The sequence below is a fragment of the gamma proteobacterium symbiont of Axiagastus rosmarus genome (genome assembly GCF_059730925.1).
In genome coordinates this window covers 2,154,621-2,176,111 of sequence record NZ_AP035925.1, presented here as the reverse complement: position 1 = coordinate 2,176,111, position 21,491 = coordinate 2,154,621, and the positions used below count along the sequence as shown (strand labels likewise).

Here is a 21,491-nt window from a genome sequence, read left to right as displayed (position 1 = left end):
CGCCAGGTTAACTTGCAACCATAAAACAGAATGCACCGCTGCAGTTAACCAAAAAATTTGATGAAGTTGTTCAATGAATCGGTCGCTTATTCGGCTTAATCTGCAAATGCTTGCAGAACATAGACATTCCACTGAGGCCTGCAAATAATGGAATCAGGCTTTACCAGGAACCCGCAATGAAAAATGAACGACGTCTGAGGATCATGACGGCAGAAGGTGAACTCAGAGGCCTGATGGATGATGAACTGTTTACCTTTAAAGGAATACCTTATGCAGCGCCGCCGATTGGCGCACTGCGCTGGCGTCCGCCGCAGCCGGTGGTACCGTGGCAAACGCTGCGCGACGCCACCGCGTGGGGCGATGCCAGCTGGCAAAATCGTGATTACTGCGTGGCGGCCGGCGGCGGCGATCCGGGCCGCTTCAGCGAAGATTGTCTTTATCTGAATGTCTGGACGCCTGATGTCGAACCCGCTACGCCGTTACCGGTGATGGTATGGCTGCACGGCGGCGGCTTCAGCATCGGCGCCGGCAGCCTTGATCCCTATCGCGGCAAAGCGCTGGCAGCGCAGGGCGTGGTGGTGGTGACACTCAATTACCGCCTTGGCCATTTCGGCTTTTTTGCGCATCCGGCGCTCGACGCCCAGTATCCGCCGGGCAAGGTGGTCAATAATTTTGCGCTGCTGGATCAGATTGCCGCGCTGCAGTGGATTCAGCGTAACATCCCGGCGTTTGGCGGCGATCGCCATAACGTCACGCTGTTTGGCGAATCGTCTGGCGCGCGCAGCGTATTGTCGCTGTGCTGCTCGCCGCTGGCCGAAGGGCTGTTTCATAAGGGCATCGTGCAAAGTGCCTACAGCCTGCCGGACGTGCCGCATAAGCAGGCGCAGCAAACCGGCCTGCAGGTGGCAGCGCATTTCAATCTGGCCGCGGATGCCAGTGCGGAACAGCTGCGCGCACTGCCGGCCGACAGTTTCTGGCCGCTGGAGCGACCGCTGGCGCTGGGGCCGGTGGCCATCAGCGGCGATGCGGTGCTACCCAGACCGATGCTCGACACCTTTATGGCGGGTAAACAGCATCGCGTGCCGTTGATGATTGGCAGCAACAGCGACGAAGCCAGCGTGCTCGACTACTTCGGCGTGGATGCCCGCAGCGTGTTACAGCAGCTGCGCAGCAAAAGTCGCCTGAGTTATCGCCTGCTGAAGTGGCTGTACGATATCCATGATGACAGCCTGCTGGGGCGCGCGGTGGCGCGCGACATGGCGTTTACCGTCATGCCGCTGCTGGTGGCACAGTCGCAGCACAGCATCGGCATGCCTGCGTGGCGTTACTGGTTTGATTATGTGTCAGAAAACGCGCGTCACCTCTACCCGCACGGCACCTGGCACGGCAACGAAATTCCTTATGTCTTCAATACGCTCGCGACGCTGCCGCCGCCGGGTGACTGGCATTACAGCGCCAGCGATATCGCCTTTGCCGGCCGCGTCAGCGCCTGGTGGGTAACCTTTGCACGGGATGCCAGTGAGTTCAGCCATCGGCTGCGGCTCGACGGAGAACCCGACTGGCCGGTGTGGCGGCCGGGGGAAGATTTGACTCTTGCTTTTGGTCACGACGGTAAAGCGGAATCGGTGCTGAAGGCGCGATTTATGCGTGGCCGTCTGCGTCTGTTCCGCCTGATGATGCGCAGCCACGTTAAACTTTAATAAGCCTGCTAATCATGTAAAAAAATCAATGTTTTTTTAAGGCAAATTGGCCGCTATCTGCCTGATTTTACGACCGCTCAGCCGCTCCGCGCGGCGTCCCATCGTGCAATTAATTAGCTTACAAAACATTTATCTTTTCCCGGTTCGCTGCCGATAAATACCCTAAGCCCTGTTTTATCCGGGCTGCCAGCGTTCACACCAGGGGATTATGTATGGGTATGTTAAAAAACTTCACGATTCGCGCCGTTATGCTGACCATTCTCGGGCTTTTCTGCCTGTTATGGTGTGGCGTAGGGCTGTTCAGCGTCCACTCGCTGAATGCGCTCGGCGAGGGTAACGAGATTGATCGTCAGCTGGTAAACCAGATGACGGCGCTCAGCAAAGGCAACGATCAATATTTCCGCGTGGTCACGCGTCTGTCGCGGGTAATGGAAGGCCGCACCGCCGGTAACGCGCCGACCGCAGAAGCGTTCGCGCCGGTGCAGCAGGCACTGGATAACATGAAACAGCAGTTAAGCCAGTTCAAAGCCATGGCGCCGGGTCCGATGGACAGCGAGACGGTGAACAAGGTGATCAGCAGCTGGCAGAAACTGCTGGATGAGGGTATCGCACCACAGGTGGCGCTGGCGCAGCAGGCTTCACTGGATGCATGGCGCGCGCAGGCCAACAATGTCACGCCGCCGCTGAGCCGGGCGTTTGGTGCCAGCGCAGAAGCGTTTAATCAGGCCGCCAGCAGCAAGCTGGATGAGACCCGCGTGACCGTGGATACGCTTACCAGCATGACCAAAGTGATTATTGTGTCGGCGGTGGTGTTCGGCTTATTGATTCTGCTGTTCACTGACCGTTACCTGGTGACGATGCTGGTGAAACCGCTGGATCGCATCCGTAACCATTTCACGGTGATTGCGCAGGGCGATCTCAGCCAGCCGGTGGAAGAATTTGGCCGCAACTGCGTCGGCAAACTGGTGCCACTGCTGCGGGCGATGCAGGACAGCCTGCGTGAAGCAGTCAGCGCCATCCGCAGCGGCACGGAGAACATCTATCGCGGCGCGGCAGAAATTTCAGCCGGCAATAACGATCTTTCATCGCGCACCGAAGAGCAGGCGGCCGCGCTGGAACAGACCGCGGCCAGCATGGAGCAACTGACCGCCACGGTGAAGTTCAACGCCGACAACGCACGTCAGGCCAGCGCGCTGGCGGAGACCGCCACCGGCACCGCGCAGCAGGGCGGCCGTCTGGTTGGCGAAGTGGTGACCACCATGCAGGGCATTTCCGGTAGTTCGAAAAAGATTGCCGAAATCACCAGCGTGATCAACGGCATCGCTTTCCAGACCAACATCCTGGCGCTCAACGCGGCAGTCGAAGCGGCGCGTGCCGGTGAGCAGGGGCGCGGCTTTGCCGTGGTGGCCAGCGAAGTGCGCAACCTGGCGCAACGCAGCGCCGGCGCCGCAAAAGAGATCGCCACGCTGATTGAAGATTCCGTGTCACGCGTTGAAAAGGGCTCGGAGCTGGTCAGCAGCGCTGGCAGCACCATGCATGACATTCTGAAGTCGGTGCAGGATGTGAATGAGATCATGAAGCACATCGCTGCCGCGTCGGAAGAGCAGAGCAAAGGGATTTCGCAGGTCGGCACCGCCGTCACCGAAATGGACAGCGTCACCCAGCAGAACGCGTCGCTGGTGGAGCAGGTGTCGGCGGCGGCCAGCGCGCTGGAGCGTCAGACCGAAGAGCTGCAGGCGTCGGTGGCGAAGTTCCGCCTGTCCGACAGCGCGCCGCGCGCGCAGGCCGTGGCATCCGCTGCTGCACCTGCGCTGCGCCGGCCGGTGTTATCTGCCGCCGCAGGCGCTCAGGGTAAACCCGCCAGCAGTGAAGAGTGGGTTTCATTCTGAGGCTGACACAACCACGCCACCAGCTGCGGCAAAAACGGTGGCGCATCTTTTTCCGCCCGCTGTAACAGGCTGTAGCTCGCCCCGGTTGCCACACTCGCGGCAAACGGGGCGATTAACCGCCCATTCGCCAAATCATTCTCCACCAGCGTAATATCCGCCACCGTCACGCCAAATCCCTGAATCGCCGCGCTGATCGCCAAATCCATGGTGGCGAAGTGCTGATTGCGCGCCATCGGCAGCTGCTCCGCCTGGGCGGACAGCCACAGCTGCCAGTCGCGCGCATCGCCGGTCGGATGCAGGAAGGTGAATCTGGCCAGTTCGCTGACATGGCGCGGCGCCGGCACGCTGCTGGCCAGCACCGGCGTCAGGCGCTCGGCAAACAGCGGAATGGCACCGGCAGGCGGCGTGCCGAATACAATCGCCGCATCAAAGTTTTCCAGCTGCGACGCGTGATCAAGCGTGGTGGTGAGCGCCACGTGGATGTCTGGCCGCTGCTGCTCCAGCGCCACCAGACGCGGCACCAGCCAGCGCATAGCGCAGGTCGGGGCTTTCAGCCGAATCGAGGCATTGCTGCGGCTGGCTTTCTCTGTGGCATTGACCAGCAGATTGAATCCCTGTTGCAGCTCCGGCAGTAGCGCCGCGCCCTGATCGGTGAGATGCAGACCGCGCGCGTGGCGTTCAAACAGGGCAAATCCCAGCCAGCTCTCCAGCGCCGCAATTTTGCGGCTCACCGCGCCCTGAGTGATGCACAGTTCGCTGGCGGCGCGCGTCAGGTTGAGATGACGGGCGGTGACCAGAAAGGCATGAATGGCGTTGAGTGGCAGAGCAGAGCGGGACATAACGGCCTCGAGCTATGATTTTTTATCATGGCTATTATGACAACAATTCGCTTGTCGACTCAAGCGTCGCGCCGTTGAATAGAAATCTACTTCCGATACGTGGTTATGCAACCTGTGGAGCAATGATGACCCTGAACAGCAGCGTGAAGCTCTCCTCCAAACAGCCGGACGTCGGCACCACCATTTTTAGCGTGATCGGCCAGCTGTCCGCACAGCACCAGGCCGTTAATCTCTCTCAGGGCGCACCCAATTTCCCGTGTGACCCGCAGCTGGTTGAGCTGGTCAGCCAGGCGATGCGCGACGGCCATAATCAGTACGCCGCCATGACCGGTTTACCGGCGCTGCGTGAAGCGCTGGCGGAGAAGGTGCACCGCCTGTATGGCCAGCAGTACGATGCCGCCAGCGAAGTCCTGATCACCGGCAGTGCCAGTCAGGGCATCTACATGGCGATTTCGGCGCTGGTGCATCCGGGTGATGAAGTGATCTTCTTTGAGCCAGCCTTTGACAGCTACGCGCCGGTGGTGCGGTTACAGGGCGCGACGCCGATCGGCCTCAAGCTGCAGGTGCCGGATTTTGCGATTGACTGGGACGAACTGCGTGCCGCGATCACGCCGCGTACGCGCATGATTATCATCAATACGCCACATAACCCGAGCGGACAGGTACTGAATGCCGCCGATCTCGACCAGCTGGCGGCCCTGACGCGTAATACCGACATCGTGGTGTTGTCTGATGAAGTCTACGAACACATCGTGTTTGACGGCCAGACGCACTGCGGCATGGCCACGCACGCGGAACTGGCACAGCGCAGCGTGGTGGTGTCCTCCTTCGGTAAAACCTTCCACGTCACCGGCTGGCGCGTCGGCTATGCGCTGGCGCCTGCTGCGCTGATGGCGGAGATCGTCAAGGTGCATCAGTTCATGATGTACGCCGCCGATACGCCCATGCAGGTTGGCTTCGCGCAGTATCTGCAGAACCCGCAAAACTATCTGCAGCTGTCGTCGTTTTATCAGGCGAAGCGCGATCGGCTGCAGACGCTGCTGCAGGATTCACCGTTCAGGCTGTTACCGAGCGCCGGTTCGTTCTTTATGTTGGCCAGCTACGGACATTTCAGTGACGAAAGCGACAGTGAAATGGTAAAACGTCTCATTGTCGATCACGGTGTGGCTACCATTCCGCTGTCGGCGTTTTATATGGATGGCACTGACAATAAATTAATCCGCCTTTCTTTTGCTAAAGACGACGCAACGCTCGAAGCCGGCGCGCAGGCGCTGTGCCGGGTTAAAGGGTAATTAGGGGAAAATAATGAAAAAACTGAACGCACTGTTTATCGCACTGGGCATGATCACCTCCGTGCAGGCGCTGGCGCAGGAGAGCCTGCGCTACGGTCTGGAGTCGCAATATCCGCCATTTGAAAGCCGCAACGCGCAGGGCGAGCTGGAGGGTTTTGACATCGAACTGGGCAAAGCCATCTGCCAGGTCGGCCATTTTGACTGCAAATGGGTTGAGAGCAGCTTTGATGCGCTGATCCCGGCGCTGCAGGCGAAAAAATTCGATGCGATTAACTCGGCGATGAACATCACCGAGGCGCGGGCGAAAAGTATCGACTTCACCAACCCGATCTACCGCATTCCTACCATGCTGATTGTGAAGCAGGGCGAGAAACTCGAGCCGACGGCGGCGTCGCTGAAAGGAAAAAATATCGGCGTGCTGCAGGGCTCGATTCAGGAAACCTACGCTAAAAAGCACTGGGAATCCCAGGGCGTGACGGTGACGTCGTATCAGGATCAGAACCAGGTGTACAACGACATGGTCGCTGGCCGTCTTGACGGTACGCTGGTGATGTCCGCCGCCGGTCAGTCTGGTTTCCTCGATAAGCCGCAGGGCAAAGGTTTCGCCTTCGCCGGTAAGCCGGTGGAAGACGACACCATTCTCGGTTCCGGCATTGGTTTCGGTCTGCGCAAAGGCGATAGCAAGCTGAAAGGGGAACTGGATGCGGCCATCGCCAAAGTCCAGGCCGACGGCACCGTGACTAAACTGGCGGCGAAATTCTTCCCGGGCATTGACGTCAGCGTCAGCAAGTAAGCGGGTGTCAGCCTGATCGGCAATCGCCGGTCAGGCTGTCTCAACATTTCTCTGCAACCGCGCTTATCGGGCTGCCAGATAACACAGCGCTTCCGCCACCTGATACGACTTCACAAATGACGGGATCGGCAGGAATTCAAAACGCGAATGGAAATTGTGCGCGCCGGTGAAGAAATTCGGCGTCAGTAACCCTTTGGCCGACAGCGCAGACCCATCGGTGCCGCCGCGCATCGGAATCACTTTAGGTTCCACGCCCACCTGCTGCAGCGCAGCAAAAATCAGATCGATTGCCCGCCGGTCCTCACCTATCGCGTTACTGATGTTGCTATAGATATCATTGATCTTCAGCGCGACGTGACCAGTCGGATAGTGCGCGGCGATCTGATCGGCGACTTCCACCAGCTGCTGCTTCTTCGCATCAAAACCCTTTAAATCGAAATCGCGAATCGACGCTTTCAATACCGCCTGGCTGGCATTGGCCTGCATATCATTGAACCAGATATAGCCTTCGCGCCCGGCGGTATGCTCGGGCGTGGCAAGCCGGTCGAAGCGGGCGATGAAGTCGTGCGCCATCAGCAGGGGATTCACCAGCACGCCTTTGCCCGACATGGGATGCGCCGGCACGCCGGTGAAGGTAATTTCAGCGGAGGCGCCGTTGAAGCACTCATACACCACTTCGCCCAGCTCGCAGCAGTCAATGGTCCAGGCGAAATCGACGTTAAAGCGCGTCTCCAGGTCCAGCGCCTTGGCGCCGCGCAGGCCGATCTCTTCATCCGGCACAAACGCCACCACCACATCACCGTGCTCGCCACGCAGGTTCTCCACCAGCGTCATCACCACGCTGACTGCCGCTTTGTTGTCGGCCCCCAGCACGCTGGTGCCGTCGCTGAACACAATCTCCTGACCGACATACGGCAGGATTTCCGGATGCTCCGCCACCCGCAGCCAGATGTCCTGCTGCGCATTCAGACACAGATCCGCGCCCTCAAAGCGCAGGGTTTGCGGATGGATATCCGGGGATAGCCCGACATCCACGGTATCAATATGGGTGATAAAGCCTACGCGCGGCGCGCCAGGCCGGTTGCCCGGTTTCACGGCGGTCACGGTGGCATGCTGATCAATCACCACATCCTGCAGACCGAGATCGCGCAGCTCCTGCGCCAGCAGTTCCGCCATGGCGTGTTGCGACGGCGTACTGGGCAGCGTGCTGGATTTGGCATCGCTCTGGCTGGAGACCGCCAGATAACGGTAAAAACGCTGGGTCAGCTGACGGGCAAGTTGGTCTGTCATCACAATTCCTTATTAGCTTTGCGCCACTGGAGATACGCCAGACGGCTAAATCATGTTATTTATGAAATAAATACCGATGCTGGCTCATGGAAGTCAATAAAAAGCGAGAAGACGATGAAAAAGATGATAGGAAAACTGGCGCTTAGCGCACTGGGGTTAGCGGTTGCAGGCGGCGTCTCGGCGAAGACGCTGGTTTACTGTTCTGAAGGCTCGCCGGAGAACTTCAACCCGCAGCTCTACACCTCCGGTACCAGCGTGGACGCCAGCGCCGTGCCGATTTTTAACCGCCTGGTGGATTTCAAACCGGGCACCACCGAGCTGGTGCCCAGCCTGGCGGAGCGCTGGGAGATCAGCCCGGACGGCAAGGTGTATACCTTCCATCTGCGCAAAGGGGTTAATTTCCAGAGCAATAAACAGTTTACGCCGTCGCGCGATCTCAACGCTGACGACGTGATCTTCTCGTTTATGCGCCAGCTCGATACGAAAAACCCGTATCACACCGTTTCGGGCGGTAACTATGCCAACTTTGAAAGCCTCGAGCTGGCAAAACTGATCACCCGTATCGATAAGGTGGATGATCTGACAGTGCGGATTACGCTGGCCCATGCCGAAGCGCCGTTTCTCGCCGATCTGGCGTGGTATTTCGCCTCGATTCACTCGGCGGAATATGCCGACCAGATGCTGAAAGCCGGTACGCCGGAAAAAGTGGACATGCAGCCGATTGGCACCGGACCGTTTGAGCTGGTGCAGTATCAAAAAGATTCCCGCATTCTCTACAAAGCCTTCCCGCAGTACTGGCAGGGCAAGGCTAAAATCGATCGGCTGGTGTTTTCCATCACCCCGGACGCCTCGGTGCGCTATGCCAAACTGGAGAAAAACGAGTGCCAGGTGATGCCGTTCCCTAATCCGGCCGATCTCGACAACATGCGCCACAACCCGAACATCACGCTGGAACAGAAATCTGGCCTCAACACCGGTTTCCTGTCGTTCAACACCACCAAAGCCCCGCTGGATAACGTGAAAGTGCGCCAGGCGCTGGCGATGGCCATCAATAAGCAGGCGATCATTGATGCCATCTTCAAAGGTACCGGCACGGTGGCGAAGAATATTCTGCCGCCGGATGTGTGGAGTGCTGATAAAGATCTGCAGGATTACGCCTACGATCCGCAACAGGCCAAAGCGCTGCTGCAGCAGGCCGGCATTCAGCCGGGCACCGAAATTTCGCTGTGGGCGATGCCGGTCCAGCGGCCGTATAACCCCAACGCCCGCCGCATGGCTGAGATGATTCAGGCCGACTGGGCAAAAGTGGGCATCAAAGCCAACATCGTCAGCTATGAGTGGGGCGAATACCTGAAGCGCGTCAAGGGCGGCGAGCATCAGGCAGCGCTGATGGGCTGGACCACCGCCACAGGCGATCCGGATAACTTCTTCGGGCCATTGTACAGCTGCACCTCGGCGAACGGCGGCTCCAACTCGTCCAAATGGTGCTATGCGCCGTTTGAGAAAATCATCACCCAGGCGCGCGCCGAGCAAAATCACGACAAGCGCGTGGCGCTGTACCGCGAGGCGCAGCAGATGATGCATGACCAGATGCCGGCAGTCATGATTGCGCACTCAACGATTTTCGAGCCGGTGCGTAAATCGGTCAGCGGCTACCAGGTGGATCCGTTCGGCAAGCACATCTTCTATCCGGTGGATATCACGCCTTAATCGCAGCGGACAGCGCGCTGAGCTGCTGTTGCAGAAAGGTCAGAAACAGAGTCAGGGCGGCGCTGCGGGGTCGCCCTGACTGCGTCTGCAGCTGCAGCGTACGCTGGCTTAGCTGATCGATATTGACCGCGCGCATCACCAGACCCTGCTGCTGGGCCTCTTCCGCCAGGGTAAAACTGCTGCAAATGGTCACCGCCAGCGGCGTGCGCAGTAAAAAATGGAACAGGGTGGAGAAATTGTCGCAGGTCAGCACCGGTTCAATCAGGTGGCCACTCATGTGGCTGGCCAGCTCAAACAGCTGGCGTACCGTGGTGTTTTGCTGCGGTAGTGCCAGCGGATAGTGGCTGAGATCGGCCAGCGCCACCTGCGGCACGCCCGCCAGCGGATGGCTGTCATGCATCACCAGCAGCACCGGCGCCGGCCATGAGCCCACCACCTCAACCGCACGTTCCGCGTGCAGGCTGAATTGCAATGCCACATCGCACTCGCCGCTGCGCAACAGTTCAGCCACGCCCTGTGCGCTCGCCACCCGGACGTCAAACAGCACGCCGGGATGATCGCGGCGAAAGGCGGCAATCAGCCGGGGCAGCAGGGTAAACGCCAGCCCGTCGGTGCAGGCGACACGAATCAGCGTGCGCCGCACCGCCTTCAGGCCTTTAATCTCCGCCAGCGCATACTCCATATCCAGCAGATTTTTACGCACGTGATGGGCAAAAATCTCGCCGGCCTCGGTCAGCACCATCCCGCGCGCATGACGGGCAAACAGCGTCACGCCCAGCTGCTGCTCCAGCCGCTGAATTTGACGGCTGATGGCAGAGACCGCCACAAACAGCTGGGCGCTGGCCGCGCTGAGCGAACCGCAATCGGCTACCGCGAGAAAATAACGCATTTCCGTGCTTAACATGCCATGGCCTCCGTCTGTGCCTGCCTCGAAATCGGGCAACGCAGCTTTGCTTTAAAGGCAAATCTTACTCGATAAATTGATAATTGTGGCAAAGCTGCCTTTCCGCAAAGATGAAAAAACAGCAGACCTATAACAGGCAGGGCAAACATGACAGCACAACAGGCGGTTCAGCAGGCCACCGCATATTTCGACAGCGGGGAATTTCAACGTATCCTGGCGCGCCGCGTGGCGTGGCAGACCGAGAGCCAGCGCGACGATCGCGATGCGGCGTTACAGGACTATTTGCAGCAGGAGATTGCACCGCAACTGCAGGCGCTGGGCTTCACGCTACAGCTCATCGATAACCCACACGCCGCCGGCCGGCCATTCCTCGTGGCGGTGCGCATGGAAGATCCCGCCTTACCGACCTTGCTGAGCTACGGGCACGGTGATGTGGTATTCGGCGATGACGAAAACTGGCGCAGCGGGCTCTCGCCGTGGCAGCTGACCGAAGAGGGTGATCGCTGGTACGGGCGTGGCAGCGCCGACAACAAAGGTCAGCACTGCGTCAATCTTGCGGCGCTGGAGCAGGTTTACCAGGCGCGCGGCGGCCGTCTCGGCTTTAACTGCAAATGGCTGTTTGAGATGGGCGAAGAGATCAGCTCGCCGGGGCTGGCGCAGCTGTGTCAGCAGCAGGCGGAACTGTTGCAGGCTGACCTGTTCATTGCCTCAGACGGTCCGCGGCTCAACGCCGTGCGGCCGACGCTGTTCCTCGGTTCGCGCGGTGCGGTAAATTTCCGCCTGACCATCAACGCGCGTGACAATGCTTATCACTCCGGCAACTGGGGCGGACTGCTGAGCAATCCCGGCACCCGACTGGCCAGCGCCATCGCCACGCTGGTGGACGCGCAGGGCGTGCTGCAGGTTGAGGCGCTGCGGCCTGATTCGTTAACACCGCAGGTGCGCGCCATTCTCAGCGATATCGAGGTGGGTGGCATGCCAGGCGATCCCGCGATTGACACCAACTGGGGCGAGCCAGGCCTGACGCCTGCCGAACGCCTGTACGGCTGGAACACGCTGGAAGTGCTGTCGTTTCTCACCGGTAATCCGGCGCGCCCGATGAATGCCATTCCCGGCAGCGCGACGGCGGTGTGCCAGCTGCGTTTTGTGGTCGGTACCGACTGGCAGCGGCTGGCGCAGCACGTCAGCGCGCATCTGGCGCAGCACGGCTTCCATGATGTTGAGGTTGAATTTTTGCGCGGTTCACCCGCCACGCGTCTCGATCCTGACGATCCGCTGGTGCACTGGGTGCTGAACAGCATGGCGGCAACCAGCGGCAAAAAACCGGCGCTGCTGCCCAACCTTGGGGGATCGCTGCCGAATGAGGTGTTCGCGGAGATTCTGGGCCTGCCAACGCTGTGGGTGCCGCATTCGTATCCCGCCTGCGGTCAGCATGGCGTGAATGAGCACATGCTGAAATCGATTGCCCGCGAAGGGCTGCAGATCATGACGCAGCTGCTGTGGGAGCTGGGCGAGCAGGGCACGGAATGGCTGGCGCAACACCGCGCTTATGCGGGAGGTGGCGCATGAGCAGCCTCAGCCATAGCGCACCGCTGAGCGGTGTGAAGCCTAACCTGCATAAAACGCTGTTTGCGACCTGCATCGGTAATGCGCTGGAGTGGTTCGACATTGCGGTATATGGCTTTTTCGCCAGCTATATCGCCCACGCCTTCTTTCCCACCAGCGATGCGTCGGTCTCGCTGCTGCTGACCTTTGGCAGTTTCGGCGTCTCCTTTCTGATTCGCCCGCTGGGCGCGGTGGTGCTGGGCAACTATGCCGATCGCCACGGGCGTAAAAAAGCGCTGCTGCTCTCAATCAATCTGATGATGCTTGGCGGAGCCATCATTACTTTTATGCCGGGCTACGACAGCATCGGCCTGCTCGCACCGCTGCTGATCCTGCTGGCGCGCCTGGTGCAGGGCTTCTCTGCCGGTGGCGAATTTGGCAGCTCTACGGCGTTTCTGGTCGAGCATTTTCCCGAGCGCAAAGCCTTTATCGCCAGCTGGCAGTTCGCCACTCAGGGCGCCAGCACGCTGATGGCCTCGGCGTTTGGTCTCGGTCTGACGCAGATCCTGAGCGAAGGCCAGATTCAGGCGTGGGGCTGGCGTATTCCGTTTGCCTTCGGCCTGCTGATTGGCCCGCTCGGGCTGTATATCCGCCGTCACGTGCACGAGCCCGCCAGCTTTGCCGCGCAGACGCCGGAAGCGGCCCCGCTCAAACGGCTGTTTGGCCGGCAAAAAGCGCTGATGCTGCTGGCGATTGGCCTGATGGTGATCTCCACGGCGGTCAACTACATGCTCAACTACGTGCCGACCTACGCAACCAAAAACCTGCATCTGCCGGGCTCGGTGGCCTTTACTGCCACGCTGCTGGCCGGGGTGATTCTGACGGTGGTGACGCCGCTGATGGGATTGTGGGCGGAACGCATTGGCCGCCTGCCGCTGATGTGGGGCTCGCTCATACTGCTGATGGTCACCATCTATCCGGCCTTTCGGCTGGTGGTCAATCACACCACGCCGACCACGCTGATTGTGCTGGTATGCTGGATGGCGCTGCTGAAATCGATCTATTTTTCTACCGTACCCTCGGTGATGGCGGATCTGTTCCCGATTGGTACGCGCGCCAGCGGCATGGCCATCAGCTATAACATTGCGGTTACGGTATTTGGTGGTTTTGCGCCGCTGATTTGCACGCTGCTGATCAGTGCCACCGGCACCAGTCTGGCGCCGGGCTACTACCTGATGGCGATGTCGCTCTTTAGCGGGGTAGCGCTGCTGCGCAGTCAGAAACGGATACGCTAAGTGGCAACCGGTGCGCGCGCTGCGCACCGGTGTTTACGCATCAGGCAAACTGCAGATAGGCGACGTGCGTTTGCAGATACTCCTCCAGCCCGTGGCGGCCATCGGCACCGCCGATGCCGGATTTGCGCCAGCCGGCATGGAATCCCTGCATCGCTTCAAAATTTTCGCGGTTAATGTAGGTTTCACCGAATTTCAGCCGGCGCAGCGCGATCATCGCGGTGTTCAGATCGCGGGTATACAGCGATGAGGTCAGGCCATAGTCGCAGTCGTTAGCCAGCGCGATGGCTTCATCCAGCGTGTTAAAGCGCATCACCGGCAGCACCGGGCCAAAAATTTCCTCACGCATGATCGCCATCTCCTGACGTACCCCGGTGATGATGGTCGGTTCAAAATAAAAGCCGCGTTCACCGGCGCGTTTGCCGCCCAGCACCACCTTGCCGCCCTGCGCAACGGCGCTGGCGACCTTTTGCCCGACGCGGTCGCACGCGGCTGCGCTAATCAGCGGCCCCATATCCACATCGGCCTGCTGCGCCGGATCGCCAAATTTCACCTGCTGCATCGCCCCGGTCAGGGCGCTGATAAAGCGATCGTAAATGCCGTCTTGCACATACACGCGCTCGGCGCAGTTACACACCTGACCGCTGTTAATAATGCGCGAACTGACGATAGCCCTGACGGCCAGATCGAGGTCGGCGTCGTCCATGACAATTGCCGGTGCTTTACCGCCCAACTCCAGCGACACTTTGGTCACATTCGGCGCTGCGGCGGCCATGGTGGCGATGCCGGCGTTGACGCTGCCGGTCAGGCTCACTAACCCGACTTTAGGATTGGCGGCCAGTTCCTGTCCCACCTCCGGGCCATAGCCGTAAACGATGTTAATTACCCCGGGCGGCAGGCCGATGTCGTCGATAATGGCGGCGAACAGGGCTGCGTTGTTCGGGGTGATCTCACTCGGCTTCAGCACGATAGTGTTGCCGGTGATCAGCGCCGGTGCCGCTTTGCGCGCAATCAGGAAGAAGGGAAAATTCCACGGCAGAATACCGGTGGTCACACCAATCGCTTTCTTAAACACAAAGATGTTTTCGTTTGGGCGATCGCTGTTGACGATTTCCCCTTCGTAGCGTCGCGCCCATTCCGCCATGTAGTCGAGGTAGTCAGCGGTAAACAGCACTTCGGTTTGCGCCAGCGCCTGGGTTTTGCCGCCCTCCGCGACGAGGGTGGCGCTCAGCTCAGGCTCGCGCTGGCGAATTGCCGTGGCGATGCGGTGCAGCCAGCCGCCGCGCGTCACCGCCGGTAACGCTTCCCAGCCGGGCTGAGCGGCTTCTGCGGCGGCAATGGCTGCCGCCGCCTGCTGTTTGCTGCCCTGGGGCACGCGTGACAGCAGGGTCTCCGTCGCCGGGTTAATCACTTCAATCCAGCTATCGTTATGCGCCTCGACAAACGCGCCATTAATATAGTGTTGATGATGAAGGGTCATGTGCAGGGGCTCCACGCTCGGTTTTGTTAAACTGATGTGAAGGAAGAGTGAAGCAGATGAACGCTGGCGACCTTTTTATCACTGCCAGCACCGGCAGGGCGCTGGCAATAGCGGCAAGAATCACGCGACCGACGCAGCATTCTGCGTCAGTGGACCGTTTCAGGAACCGGGCATCATGGCGCCGCTGGCAATAAACCAGACCAGAAAACTGACACCGGCAACGATAATGGCGATGGGGAACAGCAGACCGATTTTCATATGCATCCTGAGCGTTAGGCGAGCTGGATTAGCGCGCGGTGGGTTTTCATCATACTGAATAGCTGAAATTGTGTCGCGTCATCGACCTGACGCAGATGTTCGCCTTTCTGATACTGAATCTGATGCACATGGCCGAGCTGACGCCACACCACAATGGCTGACGCCAGCAGCGCGCAGTTCTCTTCGCTCTGTACGCAGTCCAGCGTGGCGTAGTGGCAGCTATCTAAGCCATTAATGAACACATTCAGCGCCTCGGGCGGCACGATGGCGCGGATGTCATCCAGCATCACGCGGCTCACCGCCTGCGACAGCACCAGCGTTAACCGTTTGCTCTTCATCTCAATCCCTGGTTCCGATGATTTTTCCCACGTTATACGGATTTAACCTCGTCGGGGGAAGTGCTTCGCGCAGCTTTGTGTGAGTGCCATGTTAAGCGGCGCGCTGGCAACAGAGGAAAAACTGTGCCGATCAACACAACATAAATCAAAAATATGCCGAATAATAAGCAACTTAAAGAACTTATCCGGCATAACAGCGGCAAATGCGAATTTGTGATCCTTATGTTGCATATCCCCCCGATTTTGCCAGTCAGCCTGGCTTTACGGCAACCATCCAAAGGCTGAGTCCACGCAGTGCGCCATAGACTGCCACTAATCGGAAACCGCAGGTGTTTCCGTCTGGCCTCAACCTTACGAAGGAATAACAATGAACAGTGCCATTCTTGCAGGTATCTTCTGGCATCTGGTGGGTGCCGCCAGCGCCGCCTGTTTTTATGCTCCGTTTAAACAGGTTAAAAAATGGTCATGGGAAACCATGTGGTCGGTCGGCGGCGTGATGTCGTGGCTGATTCTGCCCTGGGCAGTCAGTGCTGCGCTGTTACCGAACTTCTGGGCGTACTACAGCAGTTTCAGTTTATCGCAGCTGCTGCCGGTGTTTCTGTTCGGTGCCATGTGGGGCATCGGCAACATCAACTATGGCCTCACCATGCGCTATCTGGGGATGTCGATGGGGATTGGCATCGCCATTGGCATTACGCTGGTGGTGGGGACGCTGATGACGCCGCTGTTGCAGGGCCGATTCGTTGAACTGTTCAGCTCCGCCGGCGGCCGGATGACGCTGCTGGGCGTACTGGTTGCGCTGCTGGGTGTGGCGATTGTGTCGCGCGCCGGGCTGCTAAAGGAACGGGCGCTGGGGATTAACGCCGAAGATTTCAACCTGAAGAAAGGCCTGGTGCTGGCGGTGCTGTGCGGCATCTTCTCGGCTGGCATGTCATTTGCCATGGATGCGGCGAAGCCGATGCATGAAGCCGCTGCCAGTCTGGGCATCAATCCGCTGTATGTGGCATTGCCGAGTTACGTGGTGATCATGGGCGGTGGCGCGCTGATCAACCTCGCGTACTGCTTTATCCGCCTGGCGGTGAAGCCGGAGCTTTCGCTGCGCCGCGACTTTTCCGTGGCAAAACCGCTGCTGATCGCCAACATCGCCTTCGCCGTGCTGGGGGGAACCATGTGGTATCTGCAGTTCTTCTTTTATGCCTGGGGCCACGCAAAAATTCCTCCGCAGTACGACTTCGTAAGCTGGATGCTGCACATGAGCCTGTACGTGCTGTGCGGCGGCCTGGTAGGACTGGTGCTGAAGGAGTGGAAATCGGTGGGGCGTCGACCGGTGAGCGTGTTATCGATTGGCTGCGTGGTGATCATTATCGCGGCAAACATTGTCGGTCTCGGTATGGCCGCCTGACCGCGCTTAACATCACACCGCCTGACGCGTCTCTGCGCGCGTCAGGCTTTTTCTTTGTCTGCCATCGGTTCGCGCGGCGACAAAAAACGCTGACGCCACGCGCTGGGTGTTAACCCGGTTTCGCGCGTAAACACCACGGAAAAGTAGTTGCTGTCATCAAACCCGCAGCGTGCCGCCACTTCGCTAATCAGACATGCCTGCGTGCGCAACAGATATTTTGCCTGACACAGCTGCAGCTGACGCAGGTAGTGGCCGATGGTCATGCCGGTTTGCTGACGGAACAGCTGTTTCAGCGACCGTTCGCTGAGCTGATTTTGCTGGCAGAAATGGGGCAGATCGAAGGGGCGGCTGATATCGCCGAGCAGCGCCGACATCAGCAGATCGAGCTGTTCGCCCTCCGGCAGCACCCACGGGCGATCGGCGGCGTAGCCGTGACGGCGCAATATCAGTGCCAGCTGCAAAAACAGCGCTTCCGACAGCTGAATCGATAGCGAATCACTTTTGCGACTTTCGCGCTCCAGCTGGCTGATGACGCCGCGCGCCAGCGCCATGCCGCGCGTGGTCAGACGCCAGCTGGCGGGTGTCTCTTCATCCTGTGGCGGCAGCAGCTGCTGCCAGTCGAGCGCCAGGCTGAAGCGATCGCGGCAGTAGAGAATATTGTCGAGCGCCAGATCGTTGACGCTATCAAAGCTGTGGCAATCACTGTCGCGAATGTAAAACACATCGCCACAGGTGATCAGCCACGGCCGATCGTTGAGGATATGCAGGCCATTACCGCGCCAGACAATCACGATCTCGCTGAACTCATGCCGGTGCGGTGGGAAAGAGGGCTGCGGCATGCGTTCTGCCACGGCAATAGGCAAATTGCTGGCCGGGAAGTAATCCTCGCGCGTCAGTAACAGCGGCATGTCAGCCCTCCGGTTACCCCATCTGCTGGCGCGCCATGCGCGGCGCGCAGCCAAATTCCCGCCGGAACAGGGTGGAGAAGTGATTACTGTCACCAAACCCACACTGATAGGCGATGTCCGTGATGCGCATCTCGCTGTGGCGCAACAGGTGCCGCGCCTGCAATAAACGCAGCCGATTGAGATAGCGCTGCGGCGTGCTGCCGGTCTGCTGCTTCATCTGGCGATGCAGGGTACGCAGCGACAAACAGAAGCGATCGGCCAGCGCTTCCCACGCAATCTCCTCACTGTAGTGCGCATTCAGCCAGTCCAGCAAGCGGTGCAGGCGGGCATCCTGGTCCTGCGCCTGATCGTTGTGCGCCGCCTCGCGCAGCAGCACCAGCAGCTGCAAAAAGTGCTGTTCCTGCTGCGCCTGACGTTCCAGCGACCAGCTGTCCGGCTGCTTCATCTGCGTCACCAGCTGCAGCGCCTGCGCCATCACTTTATGGTTGATCCGCCAGTGTGAAACATACTGGCCGTCCTGTTCGCGCGGCAGCAGCGCCTGCAGACCGGACAGAAAGCGGAACGCCGCCGGACTGCGATACAACACATTCGTCAGGCACAGATTGTCGGTTTGCTCGTACAGATGGCGATCGTGATCGCGCACAAAACAGACGCAGCCGGCGCTGAGCGCCTGCGGCTGACCATTGAATACGTGGATGCCCGAGCCCTGTTCCACCAGCACAATTTCATGAAAATCATGGTGATGCTCCGGAAACGCCGACTGCGGTACACGCGGTTCAATGGCTATCGTGTAATCGCCGGCCGGAAAGAAATCAGCACTGTGTAATACCGTCATCATGCGCCCTCAGTTAACAAAACCGTAACCGAGTCTACGCAGCCGCCTGCCACCTTACCTTGAATTTTGCACCGGGCAGCGCAGGAAAATCGCCAATTATTCAAGATCGCCTAAGTGATTGATGGAATTGCGGCAAGGCTCACAACTCTGCCGTTATGCGGTTCTGTGAGCTCACTCACGAACACCTTTGCAAACCTGCCAGCGGTGATGACCCGCTGGCACTCGCGGGAAGGTGTCTGCGGCGCAGGATTTTTACTCTGTCGCCATGTCTTCACAGGGAGTACTCGCCATGAGTCTGCGTAATATTGTTGCCATCGATTTAGGCGCATCCAGTGGCCGCGTCATGCTGGCCAGCTGGCAGGCTGACCGTCAGCAGCTCAGCCTGCGCGAAGTGCGGCGTTTCGCCAACCCGCGCGTGCAGCGCGGCGATTATGACTGCTGGGACCTGGACCGGCTGGAACAGGAGATTCGCGCCGGACTGCAGCAGCTGGATGAGGAGGGCATTGTGCCGGACAGCCTCGGCATTGATACCTGGGGCGTGGATCTGGTGCTGCTGGACGCGCACGGCGAGCGGGTGGGTGAAGCGGTCAGCTACCGTGATAAACGCACCGACGGCCTGATGGCCCAGGCGATGCGTGAACTCGGGAAACCGGCGCTTTATCAGCGCACCGGCATTCAGTTTCTGCCGTTCAACACGCTGTATCAGCTGCGCGCGCTGCATCTGCAGCAACCGGACTGGCAGGCGCAGGTGAAGCACGCGCTGATGATTCCGGATTATCTTCACTATCGCCTGACCGGTGAACTCAACTGGGAATACACCAACGCCACCACCACCCAACTGCTCAACATTCACAGCGGCGAATGGGATCGTGAGCTGCTGGCCTGGGCGGGCGCAGACGCCAGCTGGTTCGGCACGCCGCGTGCGCCGGGTAACACCGTCGGTTACTGGCGCAACGCCAGCGGCCAGCGCATTCCGGTGATCGCCGTCGCCACCCATGATACCGCCAGCGCGGTGCTGGCCACGCCGCTGGAGCAGGACGATGCTGCCTATCTCAGCTCCGGCACCTGGTCGCTGATCGGCATCGAAAGCCTGCAGCCCTGTGTCAGCGAGGCGGCGCTGCAGGCTAATCTGACCAATGAAGGCGGTGCGGAAGGCTATCGGGTGCTGAAAAACATCATGGGTCTGTGGCTGTTGCAGCGGGTGTGCAGCGAACTGCACATCAGCGATCTCACTGCGCTGATTGCCGACGCCGCGCGGGAACCGGCCTGCCGCGCCCTGATTCACCCTAATCATCACCGTTTCATTAATCCGGCCAGTATGGTGCAGGAGATCCAGAACGCCTGCGCCGAACAGGCGGTGCCCGTGCCGCACAGCCCGGCGGCGCTGGCGCGCACCATCTTTGACAGCCTGGCGCTGCTCTATTCGCAGACGCTGCAGGAGCTTAGCCACCTGCGCGGCACTGCGCTGCGTCAGTTACATATCGTCGGTGGCGGCTGCCAGAATCCGCTGCTTAACCAGCTGTGCGCCGATGCCTGCCAGCTGCCGGTGTTTGCCGGCCCGGTGGAAGCCTCGACGCTGGGCAACATCGGCTGCCAGCTGATCGCGCTGGGTGAGTTGCGCGACGTGGCCGATTTACGCCGCTGCATTCGCCACAATTTCCCGTTAGAAAAATTTATCCCGCTGAATCACAGCGTCTTTGCGGCCCATCAGGCTCGCTTTGCGGCGCTGAGCCTACCTGCTAAGGAACTTGCATATGACAAAGCTGATTGAACAGGCCTTTGAACTGGCCAGACAACGCTACGCCGCCATTGGGGTGGATGTGGAACAGGTGATGGCACAACTGGATACCATTCCGGTGTCGATGCACTGCTGGCAGGGCGACGATGTACGTGGGTTTGAGAATCCGCAGGGGGCGCTCACCGGCGGCATTCAGGCGACCGGCAACTATCCGGGGCGGGCGCGCAACGCGGTTGAACTGCGTGCCGATCTCGACAAAGCGATGTCGCTGATTCCCGGTGCCAAACGCCTCAACCTGCATGCCATCTACCTTGAGAGCGACCGCCCGGTAGAACGTGATGCGATTGAGCCGCAGCACTTCAGCAACTGGCTGGAGTGGGCGAAAAGCAAAAAGCTGGGGCTGGATTTTAACCCAACCTGCTTTTCTCATGCGCTCAGCGCAGACGGGTTTACGCTGTCGCATGCCGATCCGGGCATTCGCCAGTTCTGGATCGACCACTGCACCGCCAGCCGCCGTATTTCCGCCTGGTTTGGCGAGCAGCTGGGCACGCCGTCAGTCATGAATATCTGGGTGCCGGACGGCATGAAAGATCTCACCGTCGATCGCCTCGCGCCGCGCCAGCGTCTCGCCAGCGCGCTGGATGAGATCATCCGCGAACCGCTGAATCCGCAGCACCACATTGATGCGGTAGAAAGCAAACTGTTTGGCATTGGCGCGGAGAGTTACACCGTGGGTTCCAGTGAGTTCTGCCTCGGTTACGCCACCAGCCGCCAGACCGCGCTGACGCTGGATGCCGGCCACTTCCATCCTACCGAAGTGATCTCCGACAAAATCTCCAGCGCCATGCTGTTTGTGCCGCGCCTGCTGTTGCACGTCAGCCGTCCGGTCCGCTGGGACAGCGATCACGTGGTGCTGCTGGATGATGAAACCCAGGCGATTGCCAGTGAGATCGCCCGACAAAAATTGTTCGACAGGGTGCACATCGGTCTCGACTTCTTCGATGCCTCGATCAACCGCATTGCCGCCTGGGTGATCGGCACGCGCAATACCCAAAAAGCCCTGTTGCGGGCGCTGCTGGAGCCGGGCGAACAGCTGCGTCAGCGGGAGCGTGATGGGGATTTCACCGCCCGTCTGGCGCTGCTTGAAGAGCAGAAGTCGCTGCCGTGGCAGGCGGTATGGGAAGCGTGGTGCCTGCGCCACGATGTGCCAGCCGATGCCAGCTGGCTAAGCGAAGTCCGTCACTACGAACAACACGTGCTGCGTCAACGTTAAGGAAT

18 protein-coding genes are annotated in these 21,491 nt (G+C 59.6%); 10 read left to right on the top strand and 8 right to left on the bottom strand.

The genetic code is table 11. The features are described 5' to 3' along the window. The first annotated feature begins 176 nt into the window (after positions 1–176). Together AC6I8F_RS10115 and AC6I8F_RS10110 are read left to right on the top strand one after the other, a co-directional pair. Complete coding sequence (locus AC6I8F_RS10115; RefSeq protein WP_498027988.1) at positions 177–1,700, top strand: carboxylesterase/lipase family protein; 1,524 nt, start codon at positions 177–179, stop codon at positions 1,698–1,700. Between the two features lie 212 nt (positions 1,701–1,912). Further along, positions 1,913–3,589 carry a methyl-accepting chemotaxis protein gene (locus tag AC6I8F_RS10110; RefSeq protein WP_498027987.1) on the top strand — a complete coding sequence of 559 codons (1,677 nt, stop codon included), beginning with the start codon at positions 1,913–1,915 and terminating at the stop codon, positions 3,587–3,589. Here AC6I8F_RS10110 and AC6I8F_RS10105 read toward each other — a convergent pair. After that, on the bottom strand, positions 3,547–4,428 hold the full coding sequence (locus AC6I8F_RS10105) for a LysR substrate-binding domain-containing protein (protein WP_498027986.1): 882 nt from the start codon (positions 4,426–4,428) through the stop codon (positions 3,547–3,549). The genes AC6I8F_RS10110 and AC6I8F_RS10105 overlap by 43 nt on opposite strands. Positions 4,429–4,553: 125 nt before the next feature. Between AC6I8F_RS10105 and AC6I8F_RS10100 the strand changes: the two genes are divergently transcribed. Together AC6I8F_RS10100 and AC6I8F_RS10095 are read left to right on the top strand one after the other, a co-directional pair. After that, positions 4,554–5,720, top strand: a complete 1,167-nt coding sequence (locus AC6I8F_RS10100) for a methionine aminotransferase (protein WP_059008773.1) — start codon at positions 4,554–4,556, stop codon at positions 5,718–5,720. Positions 5,721–5,733: 13 nt separating this feature from the next. Continuing rightward, complete coding sequence (locus AC6I8F_RS10095) at positions 5,734–6,513, top strand: transporter substrate-binding domain-containing protein (RefSeq protein WP_021506096.1); 780 nt, start codon at positions 5,734–5,736, stop codon at positions 6,511–6,513. 63 nt (positions 6,514–6,576) lie between these two features. On the opposite strand, the gene pepT is transcribed toward AC6I8F_RS10095, so the two are convergent. After that, entirely contained in the window at positions 6,577–7,803 is a 1,227-nt protein-coding gene (gene pepT / locus AC6I8F_RS10090) for a peptidase T (protein ID WP_058780594.1), read from the bottom strand. A gap of 114 nt (positions 7,804–7,917) precedes the next feature. Between pepT and AC6I8F_RS10085 the strand changes: the two genes are divergently transcribed. Then, a complete protein-coding gene (locus AC6I8F_RS10085; RefSeq protein WP_498027985.1) occupies positions 7,918–9,513 on the top strand; it encodes an ABC transporter substrate-binding protein in 1,596 nt (531 codons plus the stop codon). On the opposite strand, the gene AC6I8F_RS10080 is transcribed toward AC6I8F_RS10085, so the two are convergent. Next, on the bottom strand, positions 9,503–10,417 hold the full coding sequence (locus tag AC6I8F_RS10080; RefSeq protein WP_021506093.1) for a LysR family transcriptional regulator: 915 nt from the start codon (positions 10,415–10,417) through the stop codon (positions 9,503–9,505). The two genes, AC6I8F_RS10085 and AC6I8F_RS10080, sit on opposite strands and share 11 nt — an antisense overlap. 147 nt (positions 10,418–10,564) lie before the next feature. Between AC6I8F_RS10080 and AC6I8F_RS10075 the strand changes: the two genes are divergently transcribed. Both AC6I8F_RS10075 and AC6I8F_RS10070 read left to right on the top strand, forming a co-directional pair. Further along, positions 10,565–11,986 (top strand): M20 family metallopeptidase, encoded by a 1,422-nt coding sequence (locus AC6I8F_RS10075; protein ID WP_498027984.1) that lies wholly within the window; start codon positions 10,565–10,567, stop codon positions 11,984–11,986. Next, the gene (locus tag AC6I8F_RS10070) at positions 11,983–13,257 is read left to right on the top strand and encodes an MFS transporter (RefSeq protein WP_215785969.1); all 1,275 of its coding nucleotides are present in this window, start codon (positions 11,983–11,985) and stop codon (positions 13,255–13,257) included. The genes AC6I8F_RS10075 and AC6I8F_RS10070 overlap by 4 nt, the downstream gene beginning before the upstream one ends. A 40-nt stretch (positions 13,258–13,297) precedes the next feature. Here the strand turns inward: AC6I8F_RS10070 and aldA are convergent, their stop codons facing one another. From aldA to AC6I8F_RS10055, 3 genes are all read right to left on the bottom strand, one after another. After that, entirely contained in the window at positions 13,298–14,734 is a 1,437-nt protein-coding gene (gene aldA / locus AC6I8F_RS10065; protein ID WP_215480298.1) for an aldehyde dehydrogenase, read from the bottom strand. Positions 14,735–14,893: 159 nt separating this feature from the next. Further along, positions 14,894–14,992 carry a YoaK family small membrane protein gene (locus tag AC6I8F_RS10060; RefSeq protein ID WP_021313714.1) on the bottom strand — a complete coding sequence of 33 codons (99 nt, stop codon included), beginning with the start codon at positions 14,990–14,992 and terminating at the stop codon, positions 14,894–14,896. A gap of 14 nt (positions 14,993–15,006) precedes the next feature. Beyond that, positions 15,007–15,330 (bottom strand): hypothetical protein, encoded by a 324-nt coding sequence (locus tag AC6I8F_RS10055; RefSeq protein ID WP_058769772.1) that lies wholly within the window; start codon positions 15,328–15,330, stop codon positions 15,007–15,009. Positions 15,331–15,697: 367 nt separating this feature from the next. Here AC6I8F_RS10055 and rhaT point away from each other — a divergent pair, with 367 nt between their 5' ends. After that, positions 15,698–16,732: an L-rhamnose/proton symporter RhaT gene (rhaT, locus tag AC6I8F_RS10050; RefSeq protein ID WP_021506088.1), complete on the top strand. Its 1,035-nt coding sequence runs from the start codon at positions 15,698–15,700 to the stop codon at positions 16,730–16,732. A gap of 41 nt (positions 16,733–16,773) precedes the next feature. On the opposite strand, the gene rhaR is transcribed toward rhaT, so the two are convergent. Both rhaR and rhaS read right to left on the bottom strand, forming a co-directional pair. Next, positions 16,774–17,640 (bottom strand): HTH-type transcriptional activator RhaR, encoded by an 867-nt coding sequence (gene rhaR / locus AC6I8F_RS10045; protein ID WP_058758520.1) that lies wholly within the window; start codon positions 17,638–17,640, stop codon positions 16,774–16,776. A gap of 13 nt (positions 17,641–17,653) precedes the next feature. Beyond that, positions 17,654–18,475 (bottom strand): HTH-type transcriptional activator RhaS, encoded by an 822-nt coding sequence (rhaS, locus tag AC6I8F_RS10040; protein WP_031279128.1) that lies wholly within the window; start codon positions 18,473–18,475, stop codon positions 17,654–17,656. A 289-nt stretch (positions 18,476–18,764) separates the two neighbouring features. On the opposite strand from rhaS, the gene rhaB reads away from it, so the two are divergent. Further along, positions 18,765–20,246, top strand: a complete 1,482-nt coding sequence (rhaB, locus tag AC6I8F_RS10035) for a rhamnulokinase (protein ID WP_498027983.1) — start codon at positions 18,765–18,767, stop codon at positions 20,244–20,246. After that, positions 20,230–21,486, top strand: coding sequence for an L-rhamnose isomerase (locus AC6I8F_RS10030; protein ID WP_058758522.1), 1,257 nt, complete (start codon positions 20,230–20,232; stop codon positions 21,484–21,486). The genes rhaB and AC6I8F_RS10030 overlap by 17 nt, the downstream gene beginning before the upstream one ends. Positions 21,487–21,491: the final 5 nt, after the last annotated feature.

Bases quoted from the DNA above. Each gene is read 5' to 3' on its own strand.
- AC6I8F_RS10115 (WP_498027988.1), top strand. From the start codon at position 177: ATGAAAAATGAACGACGTCTGAGGATCATGACGGCAGAAGGTGAACTC.
- AC6I8F_RS10110 (WP_498027987.1), top strand. From the start codon at position 1,913: ATGGGTATGTTAAAAAACTTCACGATTCGCGCCGTTATGCTGACCATT.
- AC6I8F_RS10105 (WP_498027986.1), bottom strand. From the start codon at position 4,428: ATGTCCCGCTCTGCTCTGCCACTCAACGCCATTCATGCCTTTCTGGTC.
- AC6I8F_RS10100 (WP_059008773.1), top strand. From the start codon at position 4,554: ATGACCCTGAACAGCAGCGTGAAGCTCTCCTCCAAACAGCCGGACGTC.
- AC6I8F_RS10095 (WP_021506096.1), top strand. From the start codon at position 5,734: ATGAAAAAACTGAACGCACTGTTTATCGCACTGGGCATGATCACCTCC.
- pepT (WP_058780594.1), bottom strand. From the start codon at position 7,803: ATGACAGACCAACTTGCCCGTCAGCTGACCCAGCGTTTTTACCGTTAT.
- AC6I8F_RS10085 (WP_498027985.1), top strand. From the start codon at position 7,918: ATGAAAAAGATGATAGGAAAACTGGCGCTTAGCGCACTGGGGTTAGCG.
- AC6I8F_RS10080 (WP_021506093.1), bottom strand. From the start codon at position 10,417: ATGTTAAGCACGGAAATGCGTTATTTTCTCGCGGTAGCCGATTGCGGT.
- AC6I8F_RS10075 (WP_498027984.1), top strand. From the start codon at position 10,565: ATGACAGCACAACAGGCGGTTCAGCAGGCCACCGCATATTTCGACAGC.
- AC6I8F_RS10070 (WP_215785969.1), top strand. From the start codon at position 11,983: ATGAGCAGCCTCAGCCATAGCGCACCGCTGAGCGGTGTGAAGCCTAAC.
- aldA (WP_215480298.1), bottom strand. From the start codon at position 14,734: ATGACCCTTCATCATCAACACTATATTAATGGCGCGTTTGTCGAGGCG.
- AC6I8F_RS10060 (WP_021313714.1), bottom strand. From the start codon at position 14,992: ATGAAAATCGGTCTGCTGTTCCCCATCGCCATTATCGTTGCCGGTGTC.
- AC6I8F_RS10055 (WP_058769772.1), bottom strand. From the start codon at position 15,330: ATGAAGAGCAAACGGTTAACGCTGGTGCTGTCGCAGGCGGTGAGCCGC.
- rhaT (WP_021506088.1), top strand. From the start codon at position 15,698: ATGAACAGTGCCATTCTTGCAGGTATCTTCTGGCATCTGGTGGGTGCC.
- rhaR (WP_058758520.1), bottom strand. From the start codon at position 17,640: ATGCCGCTGTTACTGACGCGCGAGGATTACTTCCCGGCCAGCAATTTG.
- rhaS (WP_031279128.1), bottom strand. From the start codon at position 18,475: ATGACGGTATTACACAGTGCTGATTTCTTTCCGGCCGGCGATTACACG.
- rhaB (WP_498027983.1), top strand. From the start codon at position 18,765: ATGAGTCTGCGTAATATTGTTGCCATCGATTTAGGCGCATCCAGTGGC.
- AC6I8F_RS10030 (WP_058758522.1), top strand. From the start codon at position 20,230: ATGACAAAGCTGATTGAACAGGCCTTTGAACTGGCCAGACAACGCTAC.